Below are 18,532 nucleotides of genomic sequence, written 5' to 3'. Positions count from 1 at the left end.
GAATGGAATGCATTCCATCAGCTGGCAGGAAGAAACCAAGCATGGATCCGCCTCAGATGCATGGATGACCAGGATCATGAGCGGAATGCATTCCATTATTTTCAAGGCCGCGATACGCTGATGCGGCCGGCGGTGGAGCGCCCCATGACGGATCGATCGTACATGGCCTCGCCGTAGGCCGGCGGCACCACGTAGTCGCCGACATTCGTCGCCTTGATGCGATACACGATCTGCGACACCGAAGTGCCGGCACTGACATAGAACACGACCCGATCCTCACGCAGATCCGCGTATTGCAGCAAGGCGTCGGTATCGTCGCGACAGATCCGGCATTGCCAGCCGGTATAGGCGATGCCGGATCCCCCGCTCGCATCGTCCGCTGCGCTGGCCGCCTGCAGAAACGGCGTGTCCGCATCCTGCGGCGGTACGACCAGCTCGAATCCACCCGGCAGCAGATCGACGAGCGCCACGCTGTGCGTGCGGTCCGCTTTCAAGCTGCGGAATTTCAAGCGTACCTCCATGCTCTGGCCCATGGCCACGGCCGGCGCGCCGGGTTCCAGCAGGCGTCCGTTCGTATCGGTGTACTCGCGCAGCACCTCCAGTCCCGAGCGCGAAGCCTGCGTGGGCGGCTGGCGATCGAAGCCGGATTCCTCGACGAGGTAGTAGGCTTTCAGGGGACCGTCATTGCCGAAGCGCAGCGCACCGGCCTGATCGCTGAACGCCACCTTGGGAAACAGCTCGTCCGGCAGCTGCAGCGGTCGCAGGCGCTTGTCCTGCAGTACCTCGGCGAGCGACAGCGCGTGGGCCTGCATGCCCGTCGCGTCGGCATAGGCATCCAGCGCCAGCAAACCGGCGCCCGAAGAGAGCGAATGATATTCGCCCCGGGTCAGCCGCTGGGTGAGATTCGTGAGCACGGCATCCGGGAGATCCCTCAACCGCTCCGGAAAGTGGCGCGACAGAAGCAACAATAGCCAGGCATCGCGCGTCATGGGGTCGTTGTAGATTTCATCGCTCATGGATTCGCCGGCAGCGGTATCTGCGGCAGCGGGAGCTGCGCCGGCGGCGGAGAATCGCAGACCGCCGATCAGGCGTTGCGCATCGCGATCCTGGTGCATCAGTTTCAGCGTAGCGGCCAGCCAGCCTGCCGTGAGGTCCCGCTCCCATCGGCTCCGATAGCGCTCCTCGAGGCGCGCGCGCGCCGCGGCGACCTCGCCCGATACGCGCTGGCCTTGGCGTGCCAGCAGATACATGGCGTAGGCGCTCTGACGTTCCTGCGTCAAGTCATCACCATCGCGTGTCGCCAGTCGCTGCAGATAGCCGTTACCGCGCTCGAGCAGGTCCGCAGGAATGGGTTCCTGGCGCTCGGCGGCTTCGATCAATAGATGCTGCGCATACAGTGAGGTGAATTCGGAGACCTGGGTGCCTCCAGGCCACAGCTTGTAGGCGCCGGCATCGTTCTGGCGGGCGCGCAACTCGTCGATCAGGCCCGCCACATCCGCGCCTGTCTCGGCGCGTACGTAGCCGAACTCCGGGCGTGCGGCGAGTACGACGGCCGGCATGGCCTGGCTGACGATCTGCTCGGTGCAGGCATAGGGATAGTTCGCCAGATAGCTCACGAAGCCATGCGCCAGTTGCAGCGGCAGAGCCGATATACCGGCTTCCAGCCGGCGGTGTTGCGGATAGAGATTCCGCTCGATGCGAACGTCCTGTTCCCCCCGCTCCAGCACACCCGCTTTCAATCGGGTCATATAGGGCGTCGCCGGTCGGATGCTTAGATCGACGCTGCGCCGGCCGCTGTAGCGGCCGGCGTATGCCGTGAACCGCAACTCGGCGGGTCCGAGCGGGTCACGGGCCCGCAGCCGGAAGCGGGCGGAGTCCTCGTGTCCTGTCGCGATCGTCAGTTCCCGACGCGCCTCGCCGAGGATTTCCAGCGAAGCGCCGGTGTCGAGCGATACCTGGATGCGCGCCTGGGTACCGGAGCCGGCGGCGGCGTTCGCCACGGCGACGCTGACATCGAACTCATCCCCCGGTGTGACGGTGGTCGGCACGTTCGGCGAGAGCACCAAATCACCCCGGACCAGCGTGCGGCCGTCATGCACGCCGATACGTTCCTGGCTGACGGCGACCGCCAGCACACGCAGACTGCCATTGAAATAATCGGGAATCCGGTACGTCAACTCGCGGGGCGTCGTGTCGGCATCGACGATGCCCGACCAGTACACCACGGGTTTTTCTCCCTTGCGCCGGAAGGGATTCAAATACTTGCCCGGCGTGCCGTCGGCATCACCGCCCGGAGCGGATGACAGGCCCATGAGCCGGAACTCAGGCAGGATCAGGTCCAGGATCTGAGTGGTCGAAACCGACAAAGCACGCTTCTGGAAAAAATGCCCCAGCGGATCGGGTGCGCGATAGCCGGCAGCCTGCAGGATGCCTTCGTCGACCGCGAACAACACCAGCCTCGCCGGCCGGCTGGTGCGATAGCGGAAGGTGAGATCCTCGCCCGGCTTTACCTGTGCGGGCATTTGTACGTCCACAGTGTTGCGGCGTGCATCGGTGTCGATCGAGAACGCCTGTACACCGTAGGACAGGGGACTGGCATAGATATCCGGCGAACCCGCGTCGCGCACAAAGGTCACGTTGACATATGCATTACCCTCCAGACCTTCCGGTAGGCGGATACGCTGTACCGTGCTGGTGGTCGAGGTCTGGAACCAGCGCCAGGCATGGACTTTTTCGCGTTCGATCGTGATCAGGCCGGAGCCCGCGTAGGGTGCACGAATCGACATCTCGATTTCCTCGCCGGGGGCATAGTCGCGCTGGTCCAACGTCAGCTCCAATTCGGCATTCTTTTCCATTGTCCGGGTGACGTTGCCTTCGCCCGCGACCTGATAATCGATGCGCACCAGCTGCTGCCCCTGGGCGTCACGCACCAGGTAGGCGAAGCTGCCTGGCGTTGTGGAGGGAAGGCTCAGCGTCAGGCCCGCCACCGGGATGGCGAGCGAAGTCTCCTGCAACACGGTTTCCTTGCGCCGCGATTCGTACTTGTAGGTTCCATTGGGCTGGCGCATGAGTACCGAGGTGAAGCGCGTCTCCAGCTGTACCAGCGTCAGACCGTCCACCGCCATGCGTCGTGCGTCGGGGTCGATGGCGATCAATTCGACGTTCCGTTCGCTGTCGCGCGACAGGTAGTCCACCTCGCCGTCGGTCTTGTAGCCGATCAGATAAGGCATGCTGGAGACCAGCTGCGCAGCCTCCGAAGTCACGCCGCGTCCGCCGTCGGCCTCGAAACCCTGCGCGACCAGGTGGACGCGATAGGTGGCACGCGCGAAGCGCTGCAGATTCAGGGGTATGACGGCGCGGCCCTGCGCATCGGTGCGCACTTCCGTCAAGGTTTCGCTGAAGCCTTCACGAGCATAGTGGGGATCGTGGAACCGGTAATCCGGAAAGGCGTGAAATGCGGGAATGCTCGGATTCAGGGTCAGCTGTGCGGCGACGCGCCGGTTCCCGGCGGGCGTGCCGAATAGGTTGTCGAGCTGGATGCGGGCTTCGAGCTGTTCGGGCGTAACCCAGCCCGTGACGGATTCGATAGAGAAGCCGGCCTGCATGCGCAGGCGATCCGGAAGAAAGTCGCGTACTTGCACCGTGGTCGAACCGATCAGGTCGGCGCGATGGCGATCGCGCACGATCGACAAGGCCAGGGTATAGGTACCCGTCGGCGCGCTCTTCCGGGTCTCATGACGAATCTCGCCGAAGCCGGCGGGTCCGGGAGTGAAGATTTCACGGCGCACGGTGGTGCCGCGCGAATCCGTGATTTCCAGGCGCAGAGGCAAACCTTCGATCGTGGGTGCCCAATCCTGAGTGCGCACGATCGCTGCGGCGCGAATTTCCTCGCCCGGCCGGTAGATACCCCTGTCTGAAAAGATATAGGCGGCCAACGCACCGGGATCGCTCTGGCCGGTCACGCCGCCGACATCGAAACGCGACTGATCCAGGATCCGGTCATGTCCATTCATCGGCAGGAACGAACGGTCTTCGCCAAGGCGCGCCAGATAGAGCACCGCAGCGCGCTCGTGCTGGAAGCTTTTCATGTCCGGGAAGCGCGCATGACCGTCGGCATCGGTGCTGCGCGACAATGTTGTCAGGCCGTTGCGTCCGACGATATCGATATTGGCGCCCGCCACCGGTCGCCCCGTGGCAATCGATTGCACGAATACATCCTGTGTGCCGTCGAGGGCCCGCTTCACGACCAATCCCAGATCGGTTACGACCAGCAGTCGCGCATCCGCGGAGCCTTCCTGGCGGCTTGCGTTCCATTGGCTGGGCGGATAGCCGATGGCACGATTGTTGTCGGCGTCCCAGGCCTGTACGCGCAGCAGAAAGATGCCGCGTCGTTCGCCGGTACCCGCATCCAGGTATTCGCCCAGATCCAGTGCCGCGTACTGGGCCTGGCCGGGGGGTGCGGAAGGCAGCCGGACGATCTTGACGAAGCGCTCGGTGATGTCCGCAGCATCGAAGGCCCAGCCGTGGAACTGCGGGGTGGCGAAGTTGCCGTAAGTCTGTGTCACCAGATGTTGCAGCTGGTTCGGCAGTAGACGGCCGACTTCGATGCGCATGGCCGGCAGATTGCGCGCGAATACACTCAGCGTCTTGTCGCCCGACATCGACAGCAAGGAGCCCTGGTGCAGGATGTGCAGTTCACGCGGGTATTCCGGCACCGTCATCAGTTGCTCGACGGAATCGCCCAGAACGTATCCACCGAAGGATTTCAGCCCTGCAGCCACCTTGACGAATAGGGTGCGGCCGGGTGTGGCGGAGTAGCGCAGACTATGCAATTCATAATGGTCGCGTTCGCCGGGGATGGGCGTCAGCTCCAGTTTTTGAGCCGTCGCCAGGATCTCGGTCCGCACCTGGGCCGGGTTCCATTCATACGGCCGGCCTGGCGTGTATCCCGGGGCACGGAGGGCGTTGCGCTCGAATTCCTCTTGCACCTTCCGGTCCGGATGTTTTTCCGGCAGCAGCCATGCCTGTACCTTTGGCGGTAGATCGCGCTCGGCGACCGGGAAGGAAGTCGTGATGAGCAATACCTGGTCGGGCTCATTGCGCTCATCGCGCACGATGTCCAGCGATATCTGCGTGACCTTCAAGCTGTCGAGGCCGGGAATTGCGACGCTGGTTTCGAGCATGTCCCGAGTCGCGTTGCCGCCGCGCGCCGCACTTACTCCCGGTTCGATCGCTACCTGCAGGCGGGCGGCCTTCGGCAGAATATCCAGGGTATCGGAATGCACGTGAGCCTGCAGCTTCAGCTTGTCGTAAATGACTGTGTAGGCCGGCGCCGCCAGCTCCTTCTCGATCTTGTCGGTGACCCGCTCATAGAGTCTCAGGCGTACATGGCGTTCGAAGCGTTCCGGATCGACGGGATGGGTGAAGGCGATTGTGGCGACCACCTTCTTGCTCGAGGCAAGAGTAGGATCCTGATGGAATTCGGCGTCGGCGATGCGTGCTGCGAATGCCGCCGTGCTGAACTCGAATGTCTGCTCGTGCAGGCGGACATGCGGCGCCGTGAATCCCCGGCGAGCGAAGCTGACTTTGAATGTGGTGCCGATCGGCCAGTCGGCAGCGGGCTGGAAGCGCAGGGTGCGATCGTCGTCCCAATACCATCGGCCTGCCAACGCCGGGCGCATGGACAGCGGCGCATCACCGGCCGGCAGCGGCCGGCCGGTGAGCTCCAGCGGCGCGACCGAGGACTCGAATCGCACCATCAATGGATTGGGGTCGCCAGGCGGCTCGCAGGCGTAGCAGGTCGCCGCCGGAGCTTCGACCATGAACACGACGCTGGCCGGGCGCGGCCGCAGCTCATTCCAGCGCCACAGACCGATGCCGGCCATGAGCAGGACGAGCAGCCCCAGGCCGGCGGCCGCGAAGCGGCGCGGATGAGCGTGGACGAGCCGAGAGCCGCCGGATGCCTTGTCGGCAAGGTTCTGTACCCATCCTGGCGGCTGCCAGGTGAGCACGCCGAACATGCGTCTCGCAGCGTCGCGAACGAGTTCACCGATGGATGCCATAATGCCGCCCCGCCGCCTATGCCGCGATCGGCAGGAATTGTGCCGGAATGAGGGCCGTTGCGGTAAGAGGATGACGCACATCGTGCCGGCCGCGGCGGACTATAGGTCCTGACGGGGTGTCCGGCCGGGTGGCTCGATCCGGTTCGCCGGGAGTGGTCGATCACGGCTATACGACCAATGCCGCAGCCCGGACCATGAGAGGCGTTATGAGTGAGGTTGTGGTGCCATCATTGCCTTCTGCCTGGCAGATCCTTAGCATCGCAGACGCCACCCGGCCCGCCCGCCAGACAGATCTTATGTGGGCATCCTTACTTCCCTTACAGATGATCTGGCAGGTGATCTGGCGGCGAACAGGGGTGAACCGGCGTCGAACCGGTGTATCTACGCTCGAAATCTCTCCCGATGCGATATTGCAACGAACCATGGCGACAAGCATGACCGACCCGGCCGCTGTTTTCATTTCCTCCATGAATGAGAGGCGCACTGGCCCGACGCGTCCTGGGGCAGGGTTGTTGCTGGCGTGCATGCTGGCTTTACTGGCGGCTTGTGGCGGGTCGAAGAACACCTGCGTACCACGGGACGAACCCTATCTGTCGGCGCGAAACGAACCTGCCTTGCGGGTGCCTGCAGGCTTGTCACAGCCGACACCGAACGAATCGCTGAGGATTCCCGCAGCCGGCACCCGCGGCACCGGTGTACAGCGCGAACGCTGTCTGGATGAACCCCCGTCTTATTTCCGTGCTTCCGGGACCACGGCCCGTTCGCCCGAGGAGGTCGTGGCGAGTTGGGCTCAGGCCTGGGCAGGCCGCGAAGCGGACGCCGTGATCGCCTTGTATTCCACCGGCTTCGTGGCGCCCACCGATGCTGCCGGCAGCACGGCCTGGCTGGAACAGCGTTATGAGCAAGTGGCGACCGGCCCGGTACCCGACCCGGTCATCCAGGGCCTGAAAGTCGCGCCGGACGGGGACGATCGGCGTATCGCAAGCTTCGTGCAGCGCTTTGGCGCCAATGCCTTGGCCAAGGAGCTCACCCTGGTACGCGAGAGCGGCTCATGGCGGATCGCCGCGGAGAAAGTGGTCGAAGTAAAGTGAATTCGCCGGCAAGAACGACCGCATTGGTCGGTTCCGTCCCGCTGCGCCCCGGTGCGGTGCGTCAGGCGCTGGTCGACCGGCTGGAGCGCTCCCTCGGCAAGTCGCTGGCCCAGGCGACACGCCGCGATATCTATGATGCCTTGTCGCTGGCGGTGCGCGAGGAATTGGCGGAGCGTTGGATAGCGACCTGCAATCGTGTCGAGAAGGCACGCGTCAAACGAGTCTGCTACCTGTCGATGGAATTTCTGCTCGGCCGCAGCTTGGTCAACGCCTTGTCGTCTTTCGACAATGGGTTGATCGATGAGGTTCGGGACACCCTGCGGACACTTGGCCATGAACTGGAACAGGTGGCTGCGGAAGAAGAAGATCCGGGCCTGGGAAACGGCGGCCTCGGGCGATTGGCGGCCTGCTTTCTGGATTCGCTGGCCACTCTGGGCTATGCCGCCACCGGTTATGGCATCCGTTACGACTACGGCATTTTTACACAAGTGATCGATCCGGAGGGTGCGCAGCGCGAGGTTGCCAGCTCCTGGCTGGCACAGCACAACTTCTGGGAGCGCGGCTACGGGGGAGTGCGCTACCGGGTGCGTTTCGGCGGTCGTTGCCAGTCGATGCGTGACCAGGATGGCCGGATCCGCCACGAGTGGGTGGAAACGCAGGATGTCTGGGCGGTGGGCTACGATCTGCTGATTCCCGGCAATCGCAGCCCGACGGTCAATCATCTGCGGCTATGGTCCGGGCGAGGCATCATCCCGTTTCGGATCGAGGCGTTCAACGCGGGCAATTATGCCGGTGCGGTCAGCGAACAGATCGATGCCAAGAATCTGTCCCGGGTGCTTTATCCCGATGATTCAACGCCGCAGGGCAAGGAACTGCGCTTCAAACAGCAATACTTCTTCGTGAGCGCCTCCCTTCAGGATCTGTTGACCCAGCATCTGGCCGATCGGCGTCCATTGAAGGAACTTCCGCATGCGATCGCCATCCAGCTCAATGATACTCATCCGGCGATGACGATCGTCGAACTGATGCATCTGCTGGTCGATATCCATGGGGTGGAATGGGCAGATGCCTGGCAAATTACGCGCGAGGTATGCAGCTACACGAATCATACGCTGCTGCCCGAGGCGCTCGAAACCTGGCCGGTATCGTTGTTCGAACGGCTCCTGCCGCGGCATTTGCAGATCATCTACCAGATCAACCGGGACTTTCTCGAAGAGGTGAGCAGCCGCTACCCACAGGATCTGGAGCGCCGCCGCCGCATGTCGCTCATCAACGAGGACGGCGATCGCCGGGTGCGCATGGCCTATCTGTCCGTGATCGGTAGTCACCGCATCAATGGCGTGGCCAAGTTGCATTCGCGCCTGATGCAGGAAACCATCTTCGCGGACTTCGCGCAGATGTGGCCGGAACGCTTCACGAACGTCACCAACGGTATCGCAGTGCGGCGCTGGTTGAAGCAGGCCAATCCTGGTCTGGCGGCGCTGCTCACCGAGAAACTCGGTTCGGCCTGGGAGAACGACCTGGAGGATCTGGAGCGCCTGAAATGGGCGGTCGATGACGTCGAGTTTCAGCAACGCTTTCGCGCTATCAAACTTGCCAACAAGCAGCGGTTGGCCGATACAATCGAACGATTGCTCGACGTGAGGGTCAATCCCGAAGCGCTGTTCGATGTCCAGGTCAAACGTATCCACGAGTACAAGCGGCAACTGCTGAACCTGTTGTACGTCGTCGTTCGCTACTTGAGGATCCTGGACGACCCCGCCGCGAATCTCGTGCCTCGCGTCGTGATCATCGCCGGCAAGGCTGCGCCGGGTTACCATATGGCGAAGTCCATCATCAAGCTGATCAACAACGTGGCGCATACGATCAACAACGATGCGCGCATCGCCGACAAGCTGAAACTTTGCTTCCTGCCGGATTATGACGTGTCGCTGGCTCAGGAAATCATGCCGGCGGCCGATCTGTCACAGCAAATTTCCACGGCGGGCATGGAAGCCTCCGGAACAGGCAACATGAAACTGTCCCTGAACGGCGCACTAACGATCGGAACGCTCGATGGAGCGAACATCGAGATCTGTGAAGCCGTAGGTCGGGACAATATTTTCATTTTCGGAATGACCGAGCAGGAGGTTGTCGCACGTCGGGCGCAGGGTTACTCTCCGGTACGGGTCATGCAGGCCAATTCCGAGCTGAAACGCGCCTTGGAGAAGATCGACTCCGGATACTTCACACCAGGCAATATTTCCGATTCCAGGGTCGTGACGGACCGTCTGCTGAGCGACGGAGAGCATTTCATGGTGCTGGCGGATTTTGACGCCTATGCCGCCGCCCAGGAAGAAGTGGATGCACTATTCGCCCAGCCGCAGGAATGGACCCGCAAATCAGTGCTCAATGCATTGAGCATGGGGCCCTTTTCCAGCGACCGCAGCATCACCGAGTACGCGAATAACATCTGGAGCATCAAGCCGGTCTTGTGAGCGCGGAAATCACCGACCTCGACCTGCATTTGTTCGGCGAGGGAAAACATCACTTCATACACCAGAAGCTGGGTGCGCATCCGCAGACGAGCGGGGGCATGCCGGGCACACGCTTCGCGGTTTGGGCGCCGAATGCGAAGCAAGTCAGGGTAGTCGGTGATTTCAATCGATGGGGGCGCGACCTCGATCATGAAGGCGGTAGCGCCGGCACGCGGTCGCATGCCATGCGGCCGCGTGCCGGTTCCGGCATATGGGAGATCTTCATCCCCGAGATCGGGCCGGGTACCTTGTACAAGTACGAGATTCTCACGGCTCACGGACATCGCGTGCTGAAAGCCGATCCCTACGGCTTCCAGATGCAATTACGGCCGCAGAACGCCTCGATCGTCGCCGATATCGACGGCTATGCCTGGGGCGATGCCGGCTGGCTGTCGCAAAGACGCAGCTGGGATCCGCTGCGCTCGCCGATTTGCATTTATGAGTTGCACCCAGGTTCCTGGCGCCGCTCCTGGCATCGCAAACCGGCGTTCCTGACCTGGGACGAACTGGCCGAGCAATTGATCCCCTATGTGCTCGACATGGGATATACCCACATCGAGTTGATCGGCGTGGCCGAACATCCTTTCGACGCCTCCTGGGGCTATCAGGTGTTGGGCCATTTCGCTCCGACGGCGCGCCACGGCTCGCCCCAGGATTTCATGTGCTTCGTCGATCGTCTGCATCAGTCCGGCATCGGCGTGTTCATGGACTGGGTGCCGGCACATTTTCCCAAGGATGCCCATGGACTGGCGGAATTCGATGGAACTTGCTTGTACGAGCACGCAGATCCGCGCCGCGGCGAACATCAGCAATGGGGAACCCGCATCTTCAATTACGGTCGTCACGAGGTCAGGAACTTTCTGATCACCAACGCACTATTCTGGATCGATCGTTATCATATCGACGGGTTGCGCGTGGATGCGGTTGCCTCCATGTTGTACCTGGACTATGCGCGCGCGCCTGGCAATTGGGCGCCCAATGAGTACGGCGGCCGCGAGAATCTGGAAGCCATCGAGTTTCTCAAGGAACTCAACCGGGCGATCGGTCACTATCATCCGGGTGTATTGAGCATGGCTGAGGAATCGACGGCGTTCGACGGCGTCAGCCGCCCGGTTCATCACGGAGGGCTGGGATTTCATTTCAAATGGAACATGGGTTGGATGAACGACACGCTGCGCTACATGGAGATGGATCCTCTGTATCGCCGATATCACCATGATTTGATCACGTTCTCGTTCATGTATGCATATTCGGAGCATTTCATCCTGCCGCTTTCACACGACGAGGTCGTTCACGGCAAACGCTCCTTGCTGGGCAAGATGCCGGGTGATGAATGGCAGAAGCTGGCGACTTATCGGTTGATGATGGGCTATATGGCCGCGCACCCCGGCAAGAAACTCATGTTCATGGGCGGGGAGTTCGGGCAGTGGCACGAATGGCGAGACCATGAAGATCTGGCCTGGGCCTCACTCCAGCATCCCCATCATCAACAGCTGCAATCCTGGAATCGCGAACTCAATCGACTGTACCGAAACTCGGCAGCGCTGTATGCGGGCGACCACGATGCGCGGGGATTTTGCTGGCTGGACGTCGATAATCGCGACGATAGCGTATTCGCTTTCCTGCGCCGGCACCCGTCGGACGACGATGTGCCGCTACTGATCTTCGTGTTCAACTGTACTCCAGTGCCGCGCCGGGATTATCTGCTCGGCGTCCCTCGGCCGGGACGGTATCGCAAACGGCTGGATAGTGATGCGTCTTGTTTCGGCGGATCGGACTATGCGCACCAAAGTGAATTTCAGGCCGAATCCTCCCCCTGGCGAGAGTTTCCGGCGCGCTTGAGCATCACATTGCCGCCGCTGGCCATGATCGCGCTGGAGCATGGTGAAACGTGAGCCTTATAGACGCATGAATACTCTCTCGACCGATTACAGCTCGATATCGCTCCAGCCTGGTGTTCCGGTGCCGCTGGGCGCCACATGGACGGGAGAAGGAGTGAACTTCGCTGTCTATTCTACGGGAGCGAGCCGGATCGAGCTTTGCCTGTTCGATGAACAGGGTGGACATGAAACAGTACGCCTGGAATTCGCCGAACGCACCGACAACATCTGGCACGGATTCCTGCCTGCGCCGCTGGGAGGGCCCGGTCTGGTGTATGGATTCAGAGTGTATGGGCCCTACGACCCCACGTACGGATTGCGCTATAACGGCGCGAAACTGTTGCTGGATCCTTATGCCCGGCTACTGGCGGGAAGTTTCACCTGGCACCCCTCGTTGATGGGACACCAAGAAGATCCGCAACAAAATCTGCCCGACGTCAACGACAGTGCGCCGTACAATTACAAGGCACGGGTGATCGACGATGCCTTCGATTGGGGAGAGGATCGGCCGCCGGCCGTACCCTGGCGCGACACCGTCATCTACGAACTGCATGTCAAGGGCTACACGAAGCTGCATCCCGGGGTTCCCGAACGCGAACGCGGCACCTATCTGGGTCTGGCGCATCCGGATGTCATTGCTCATTTGACGCGCCTGGGCGTGACGACGGTGGAATTGATGCCTGTGCAGGCATTCCTGACAGAGCAGGTCTTGAGTGACAAGGGACTGGCCAACTACTGGGGCTACAATCCCATTGCCTGGTTCGCTCCCGAGCAACGGTATGCGATCGATGATGCCGTGATTGAATTCAAAACCATGGTCAAGGCGCTGCATGCCGCCGGCATCGAGGTGATTCTGGATGTGGTGTTCAACCATACTGCAGAAGGCAACGAATTCGGTCCGACCTTGAGCCTGCGAGGACTGGACAATGCGACTTACTACAAGCTCGAGACCAGTTCTCCGGGGCACTACATCAACCGTACCGGCTGCGGCAATACCGTGGCTTTCGGTCATCACGCTGTGCGCAGGATGGTCATCGATTGCATGCGTTACTGGGTCGAGGAAATGCATGTCGACGGGTTTCGCTTCGATCTGGCGGCGGTGCAGGGCCGCGAGAACGGGCGTTTTCGCACCGATGCGGCCTTTTTCAAGCAAGTCGCCGCAGAATCTTCGCTGCGCTACGTGAAGCTGATTGCAGAGCCTTGGGATATCGGTGCGGATGGCTATCAACTGGGCCGCTTTCCACCTGGATGGGCGGAGTGGAACGATCTATACCGCGATGGGGCGCGAGGCTTCTGGCGCGGCAATCCCGGTGTGCTGGGTAATTTTGCCGAACGATTCGCCGGTTCCAGTGATCTGTTTCGCGCCAGCGGACGACGTCCGACCGCGGGTATCAATTATATTGCCTGCCATGACGGATTCACCGCGTACGATACGACCGCCTACAACGACAAGCATAACGAAGCGAACCTGGAGGATAACCGCGACGGCCATAATCACAATTTGAGCTGGAATTGCGGTGTCGAAGGTCCAACCACGGATCCGGGCATCATTGATCTTCGGGAACGCCAGATTCGCAATATGATGGCTACCTTGCTGCTCTCGCAGGGTGTGCCGATGCTGCTGGCGGGTGATGAATTCGCGCGCACTCAACACGGCAACAACAACGCCTACTGCCAGGACAATGACATCAGCTGGATCGATTGGAGCGCGGCGCCGCAGCGTGCCGGACTGATCGAGTTCATCCGGCAGTTGCTGATCCTGCGCCAGCGGGCACCGGGCTTGAGCCGCGATACATTTCTCAAGGGATCGCTCAAGCAGGATCACGACCACAAGGATGTCAGTTGGCTCCATCCATCCGGCCGGGAGTTGACCGATGCGGATTGGAACGATCCGCATGCGCGTGTACTTGGTATCCTGAACGGCCACGCATTTTGCGATCCTCATGGAACACTGAACGGTCATCTATTATTTTTGTGCAATACCAGCGATGAACCGGTGGATTTTCATCTGCCGGAAGCGAAGACGGGCATGCAGTGGCAATTCGTGTTCGATACGGCACGCTGGCAGGTGAACGATCCAGGCCGGGTGTTGCCGAGTGAAATCTGCACAGTGTCACCTCATTCCTGCGTGCTGCTTGCCGACAGTGATGTACCGTCCAGCGTGCACTGCGGACTCGCATTGACGTTGAAGTGAGCGCTCCCTCACCGGAATTGGCTGCCGCGCTGGCGTCACTTGGGCAGCTGCTTGGAATTGCGGATACCTATCTCGACTATCGCGGCCAGCCGCAGCAGGTTTCGCGCGAGTCGCAGGCGGCGATCCTGGCGGCGCTCGGCGTGGATACCTCAGACCTGCAGGCCGTGACCGACGCCATCCGCCAGCTTGATGTCAAAGGCTGGACGGACATGGTGCCGCCTGTCGTGGTTGCACTCGAGAATGCGCGGCCACGCATTGCAGTATCGGTGCCGCTGGATCTGGAGGCTCGCCGGATCGAGTGGACGGTGAGTCCGGAGAGCTCGCCGACGGCGGCAGGCACAGTGGAGCCGCCGGCATTGGATGCGGCCCTTGCGGCTTATGCGGATCGGGCGGCATGGTCGGGCAGCGCTTCGCTCGAGGATTTGACGACATTGGCGGAGGGAACGGTCGAGGATCGCGCCTATCGCCGTGTCGTGCTGGATCTGCCGCCGCTTCCGCAAGGTTACCATCGGGCGCGACTCGTACTCGACACGGGCTTGAGCGCCGGGTTGGACGTGATCGTGGCGCCTGCGCGCTGCTATCAGCCCGCGAGCGGTTTGGCGAATGATGCCGAGAATCGAGGCGAGCGGCGATCTACGGCGGGCTCCGTGTGGGGCATCGCCGTGCAGCTGTACTCGCTGCGCTCCGCGGATAACTGGGGCATCGGCGATCTGCATGACCTGCGCGAACTGGTGCGGATGGCCGCGCCGCTGGGCTGCGGCGTCATCGGTTTGAACCCATTGCATGCACTGGCACCCGCCGAGCCGAAGCGTAGCAGTCCCTACAGTCCGTCCAGCAGACAGTTTCTCAACGTCCTGTATATCGCCGTTGCCGACGTACCGGACTTTGTGCAGTGCGAAGCGGCGCAGCGCCGGGTACGTGCTGACGACTTTCAGACGGCATTACACAGATCAAGAATGGCCGATAACGTCGACTATGCTCAAGTCGCGTCGCTCAAACTGGAGATCCTGCGGCTGCTGTATATGAGTTTTCGCGAGCGGCATCTACAGCGCGGCAGCGAGCGCGCCGAATCGTTTCGGCAGTTTGTGGCAGCACGGGGTGAGCCGTTGCGGCTACATGCGATCTACGACGCGCTGGATGCGCATTTGCGCCGGCGGGATCCGCAATGCCGGGGCTGGCCTCATTGGCCCATGGAGTATCAGGATCCGGCCTCCCCGGCGGTGGATCGATTTGCCAGAGAATACTCGCAGGACGTTGAATATTTCATGTACCTGCAATGGCTCGTTGCGGAGCAGTTGCAGGCGGCACAGGATACCGCGCTGAAACTCGGTATGAAGATCGGGCTGTATGGGGACGTTGCCGTGGGCGCGGATCGTACGGGTTCGGAAGTCTGGTCCAATCGGCGCCTGTATCTGCAGCATGCCTCGGTAGGTGCGCCGCCGGATGCGCTGGCACTCAAGGGACAGAATTGGGGGATCCCTCCCCAGGATCCCGCCGAGCTGCGCAATCAGTGCTACCAGCCCTTCATCGAACTGGTACGCAACAATATGCGCCATGTGGCCGCTCTCCGCCTGGATCATGTCATGAGCCTCTACCGTCTCTGGTGGGTGCCGTCCGGCCTGACCTCCAGCGAGGGTACGTACGTACACTATCCCTTGGACGCGCTGATGGCGATACTGGCCTTGGAAAGCCGGCGCAATCGCTGCGTCGTGATCGGCGAGGATCTCGGCACCGTACCCGCCGACGTCATCGTGGCAATGGATGAATACGGCGTCCATCACTACAAGGTACTGTTGTTCGAACAAACATCACAAGGCGAATTTCGTCTACCGTCACAGTATGCGGCGAATGCGCTTGCGGCTGTCACTACGCATGATCTGCCGACCTTATGCGGCTGGTGGGAGGAGCACGACCTGAGGCTGCGCGAGCGGCTCGATCTATACCCCTCATCGCAAATCAAGGCGCACGCGCATGAAGTTCGTACAGGAGAGCGGCGTGCGTTGATGCGGGCGCTGGTGGCGACGGGTCTATGGTATTGGCAGGAGGATCAACCGCTGCCGATCTACTCGGCGGCGTTGGCACGTGCCGTACACGCATTTCTCGGCATGTCGGCATCGGCTATCGCCCTGATTCAAATCGAGGATCTGATCGGCATGATCGATCCGGTGAATGTCCCTGGTACGGATATCGAGCATCCGAATTGGCAGCGTAAAGTGCCCTTGGATACCTGCGCCATCCTGGCGCGGGCGGACGTGCAGGATATCCTTGGAGCAATGCAGATAGCCCGCTCGGGAGAGCATCCCAACGATCCGCGCTTTCATGAGCGGGAATTTCAAGAGCGGAAATTTTGAGATTGGGGGAGATCGAGAAGAGGTTCCGGAGAGATTCCCATGCGTCCTCGCCGATTTTCCGGTTTCATTATCGGCCGCAATGCCGATGGACTGGAGCCGGCCGGACAGTTCTGGACGCGCGGTGCCGAGCGGCCTGCTTCCGATCGATCTGTGCGATCACTCCGATCGAGCGATGCAGTTCAATCCCGGCCCGGAAGAGCGAATCTCAGGCGTACCATGGCGCGCTGGGCAATTTTTTCACCATTGTGCGTGACCGGCACGAATCGCCAGCTGCGCACTGCCCGTATCGCGGCATCGTCGAAGACTCCGGCGGGGCTGGCATTGCGCACTTCGATGTCGTTCACACTGCCATTGGGGGTGACGGTGAAGGTCAGTTCGATCCAACCCTCTATACCTCGTTTCAGGGCCGATTCTGGATATATGGGATCGACTGTCCGGGTGCGAGTCAGGCTTGTCACGGAAACGATGCTGGTTTCCTGTGCGTAGGCTTCATGCGCGGCAGCGAGTTCACGTTCCATTTGTGCGATGATGACGTCGTTGTATCGCCCGCCGATCTCACGCGCCGCCGTGAGTAATTGCGTCGAACGATCGAAGGCCTTCGCCGTCATGGCCCGTCTGCTGGAGTCGACCAGTCGGGTCGACAGGGTACGCGCGAGCTCTTCGATCTCCGGTCGGCCGGGCGCGGCCGCGACCAGCTTGCCGAGATGATCACGGGCGCTGTCTCCTGCCGGCTCGATCAACTTTCCGGCGCCGATGCGCTCGCGGATATCCACGATCATGGCGGCGATGGCCGCATCGAGCTGACGCGCCGCGGAGGCGCGTGCGCCGGCGGCACGGCTGGTCTCGGCCAGCGAGCGTTCCACAGCGGTGAGCGCTGCGCCAGCTGCTCCGAGCTGGCGGGCTGCGCTGGCGAACAGCTGGGCCTCCTCCGGCTTGCCTGCGGCCAGTGTGTTATGCGCCTTTTCGATGAGTATCCCGCCGAATTCCCGGATCGACTGCTGCACGTTTGGATCGGTGGGATCCAAGCGGCGCGCTTCGAGCAGCGCTTCACGGGCACTGCCGCCGGATGGCGTGAGCAGATAACCGGCGTGCATGCGGTCGTTTGCCTGTGCCACAAGGGTCCGTATCCGGATACCGATTTCCTGTGCCTGCGTGAGTTTGAGCCGTTCGCGTTCACGGGCAATCTGCGTATCCAGGAAGGACAATCTGGGATGCGTAGGATCGATGTTGCGCGCCCGTTCTATGGAAAATACCGCTTCTTCGAGACGTTCCGCAGTGAGCGCACGCTCGGCGCGTTCGAGCACCTTGTCGGCGACAGTGCGCACGCCTGCCTTGGCGGCTTCGCTGGTCGGATCCAGCGCCAGGGCGCTCAGGTATAGATCGAGCGCGCTTTCCCCTGAGGGTTCGTAATACTTGCCCTGGGCGAAGGCTTCCTGTGCCAAGGCGATTTCCGCCTGCACCGGATCAGGCCGATCCGGCAGGCGATCCGGTACCTGAGCGGAGGCTGCGATCGTCGTCGGCGCCTCGGGCGCCCTCGTGAATCGGCCGACGCCAAACCAGATGCCGCCGATGAGCAGCAGCAGGCCGGCCGCCAATGCTCCGTAGGTGACGAGGTAATTCTTGCGGTTCCGGCCGCCGGTACCGTCCGTCCCGGCCGTGCCATGGCGCTCGCCGGTTGCAGCGACATCCAGGTGATGCGTGACGGCGGCTTCCAGTGCCAGACGGGTTTGACCATGAGACAAGGGTGTCAGCAGAAAACGGAATATCCGGCCTGCAGCCGTGAGCTGCATGAGGGCGCCGCTGTCTTCCCGCCGGCCTGCCACGACGACCACGAGTTCAGGGAAGTGCTGGGTCAACTGCGCCACCATCGAAGTGACGTCGGCTGTGCTGGCGGTATCGGCCACGAGGACGCCCGGCCTCGATTCCGAGAGCTTTCCTGCGGCTTGATCCAGGTCCGGAGCGTGCATCACCGGCACTCCGCGCGGCGCCGCCTTTATGATCGTTTCGATCAGTTTCGCATCCCGGCTGAGAACCAGGATGGGCGCCTGCCGTCCCTCATCGAGGCTCTGGCGATTCCGGGTGTCATCGAGCTCCAGATCGACCTCGCCCCCGGCAGGGATCAGAGGGGAGTGCTGCGCATTGGCCATGACCCCTCCTGGGGTATTCCTGTCATCGGGAAATACTACTTATGCAATATCGCAGAGCTGAGATCCATCTTCGCCTTTTGGAGGTACCTGGTGTGAACTGAGACACAAAATAGTTAATTCTTACTTCGATCCGCACTTGCCGATACCATGAACGAGATGTATTCCGACTAGCGCCTCGATATAGGGCAGGCCGGTCATGGCAGGAATTTTGCTTGTTGCGCACCCGCATCGAGGTGCTCGTACTGCCTGGACGGTTTTACAGGGAGCTGCGGGTTTACGCCTTCCCGGTAC

Annotated in this window: 6 protein-coding genes and 1 pseudogene; 5 read left to right on the top strand and 2 right to left on the bottom strand. The window is 61.6% G+C overall.

Annotated features, from left to right (window positions below):
• Positions 1 to 101 precede the first annotated feature (101 nt).
• Positions 102 to 6,062: an alpha-2-macroglobulin gene (locus ACG33_RS14295; RefSeq protein ID WP_066922190.1), complete on the bottom strand. Its 5,961-nt coding sequence runs from the start codon at positions 6,060 to 6,062 to the stop codon at positions 102 to 104.
• A 434-nt stretch (positions 6,063 to 6,496) separates the two neighbouring features.
• Between ACG33_RS14295 and ACG33_RS14290 the strand changes: the two genes are divergently transcribed.
• From ACG33_RS14290 to malQ, 5 genes and pseudogenes are all read left to right on the top strand, one after another.
• Positions 6,497 to 7,153, top strand: a complete 657-nt coding sequence (locus ACG33_RS14290; RefSeq protein WP_157071814.1) for a hypothetical protein — start codon at positions 6,497 to 6,499, stop codon at positions 7,151 to 7,153.
• 23 nt (positions 7,154 to 7,176) lie between these two features.
• A complete protein-coding gene (locus ACG33_RS14285; RefSeq protein WP_066923500.1) occupies positions 7,177 to 9,630 on the top strand; it encodes a glycogen/starch/alpha-glucan phosphorylase in 2,454 nt (817 codons plus the stop codon).
• An 8-nt stretch (positions 9,631 to 9,638) separates the two neighbouring features.
• Positions 9,639 to 11,564: pseudogene (gene glgB / locus ACG33_RS14280) on the top strand (1,4-alpha-glucan branching protein GlgB); the annotation flags it as partial.
• A 13-nt stretch (positions 11,565 to 11,577) separates the two neighbouring features.
• Positions 11,578 to 13,743, top strand: a complete 2,166-nt coding sequence (gene glgX / locus ACG33_RS14275) for a glycogen debranching protein GlgX (RefSeq protein WP_066922184.1) — start codon at positions 11,578 to 11,580, stop codon at positions 13,741 to 13,743.
• The gene (gene malQ / locus ACG33_RS14270) at positions 13,740 to 16,094 is read left to right on the top strand and encodes a 4-alpha-glucanotransferase (protein WP_066922182.1); all 2,355 of its coding nucleotides are present in this window, start codon (positions 13,740 to 13,742) and stop codon (positions 16,092 to 16,094) included. The genes glgX and malQ overlap by 4 nt, the downstream gene beginning before the upstream one ends.
• Before the next feature lie 179 nt (positions 16,095 to 16,273).
• On the opposite strand, the gene ACG33_RS14265 is transcribed toward malQ, so the two are convergent.
• Positions 16,274 to 18,241, bottom strand: a complete 1,968-nt coding sequence (locus ACG33_RS14265) for an energy transducer TonB (protein WP_066922180.1) — start codon at positions 18,239 to 18,241, stop codon at positions 16,274 to 16,276.
• Between the last annotated feature and the right edge of the window lie 291 nt (positions 18,242 to 18,532).

The sequence above is a fragment of the Steroidobacter denitrificans genome (assembly GCF_001579945.1).
GTDB lineage: Bacteria > Pseudomonadota > Gammaproteobacteria > Steroidobacterales > Steroidobacteraceae > Steroidobacter > Steroidobacter denitrificans.
This window is presented reverse-complemented; position numbering and strand designations above follow the sequence as displayed.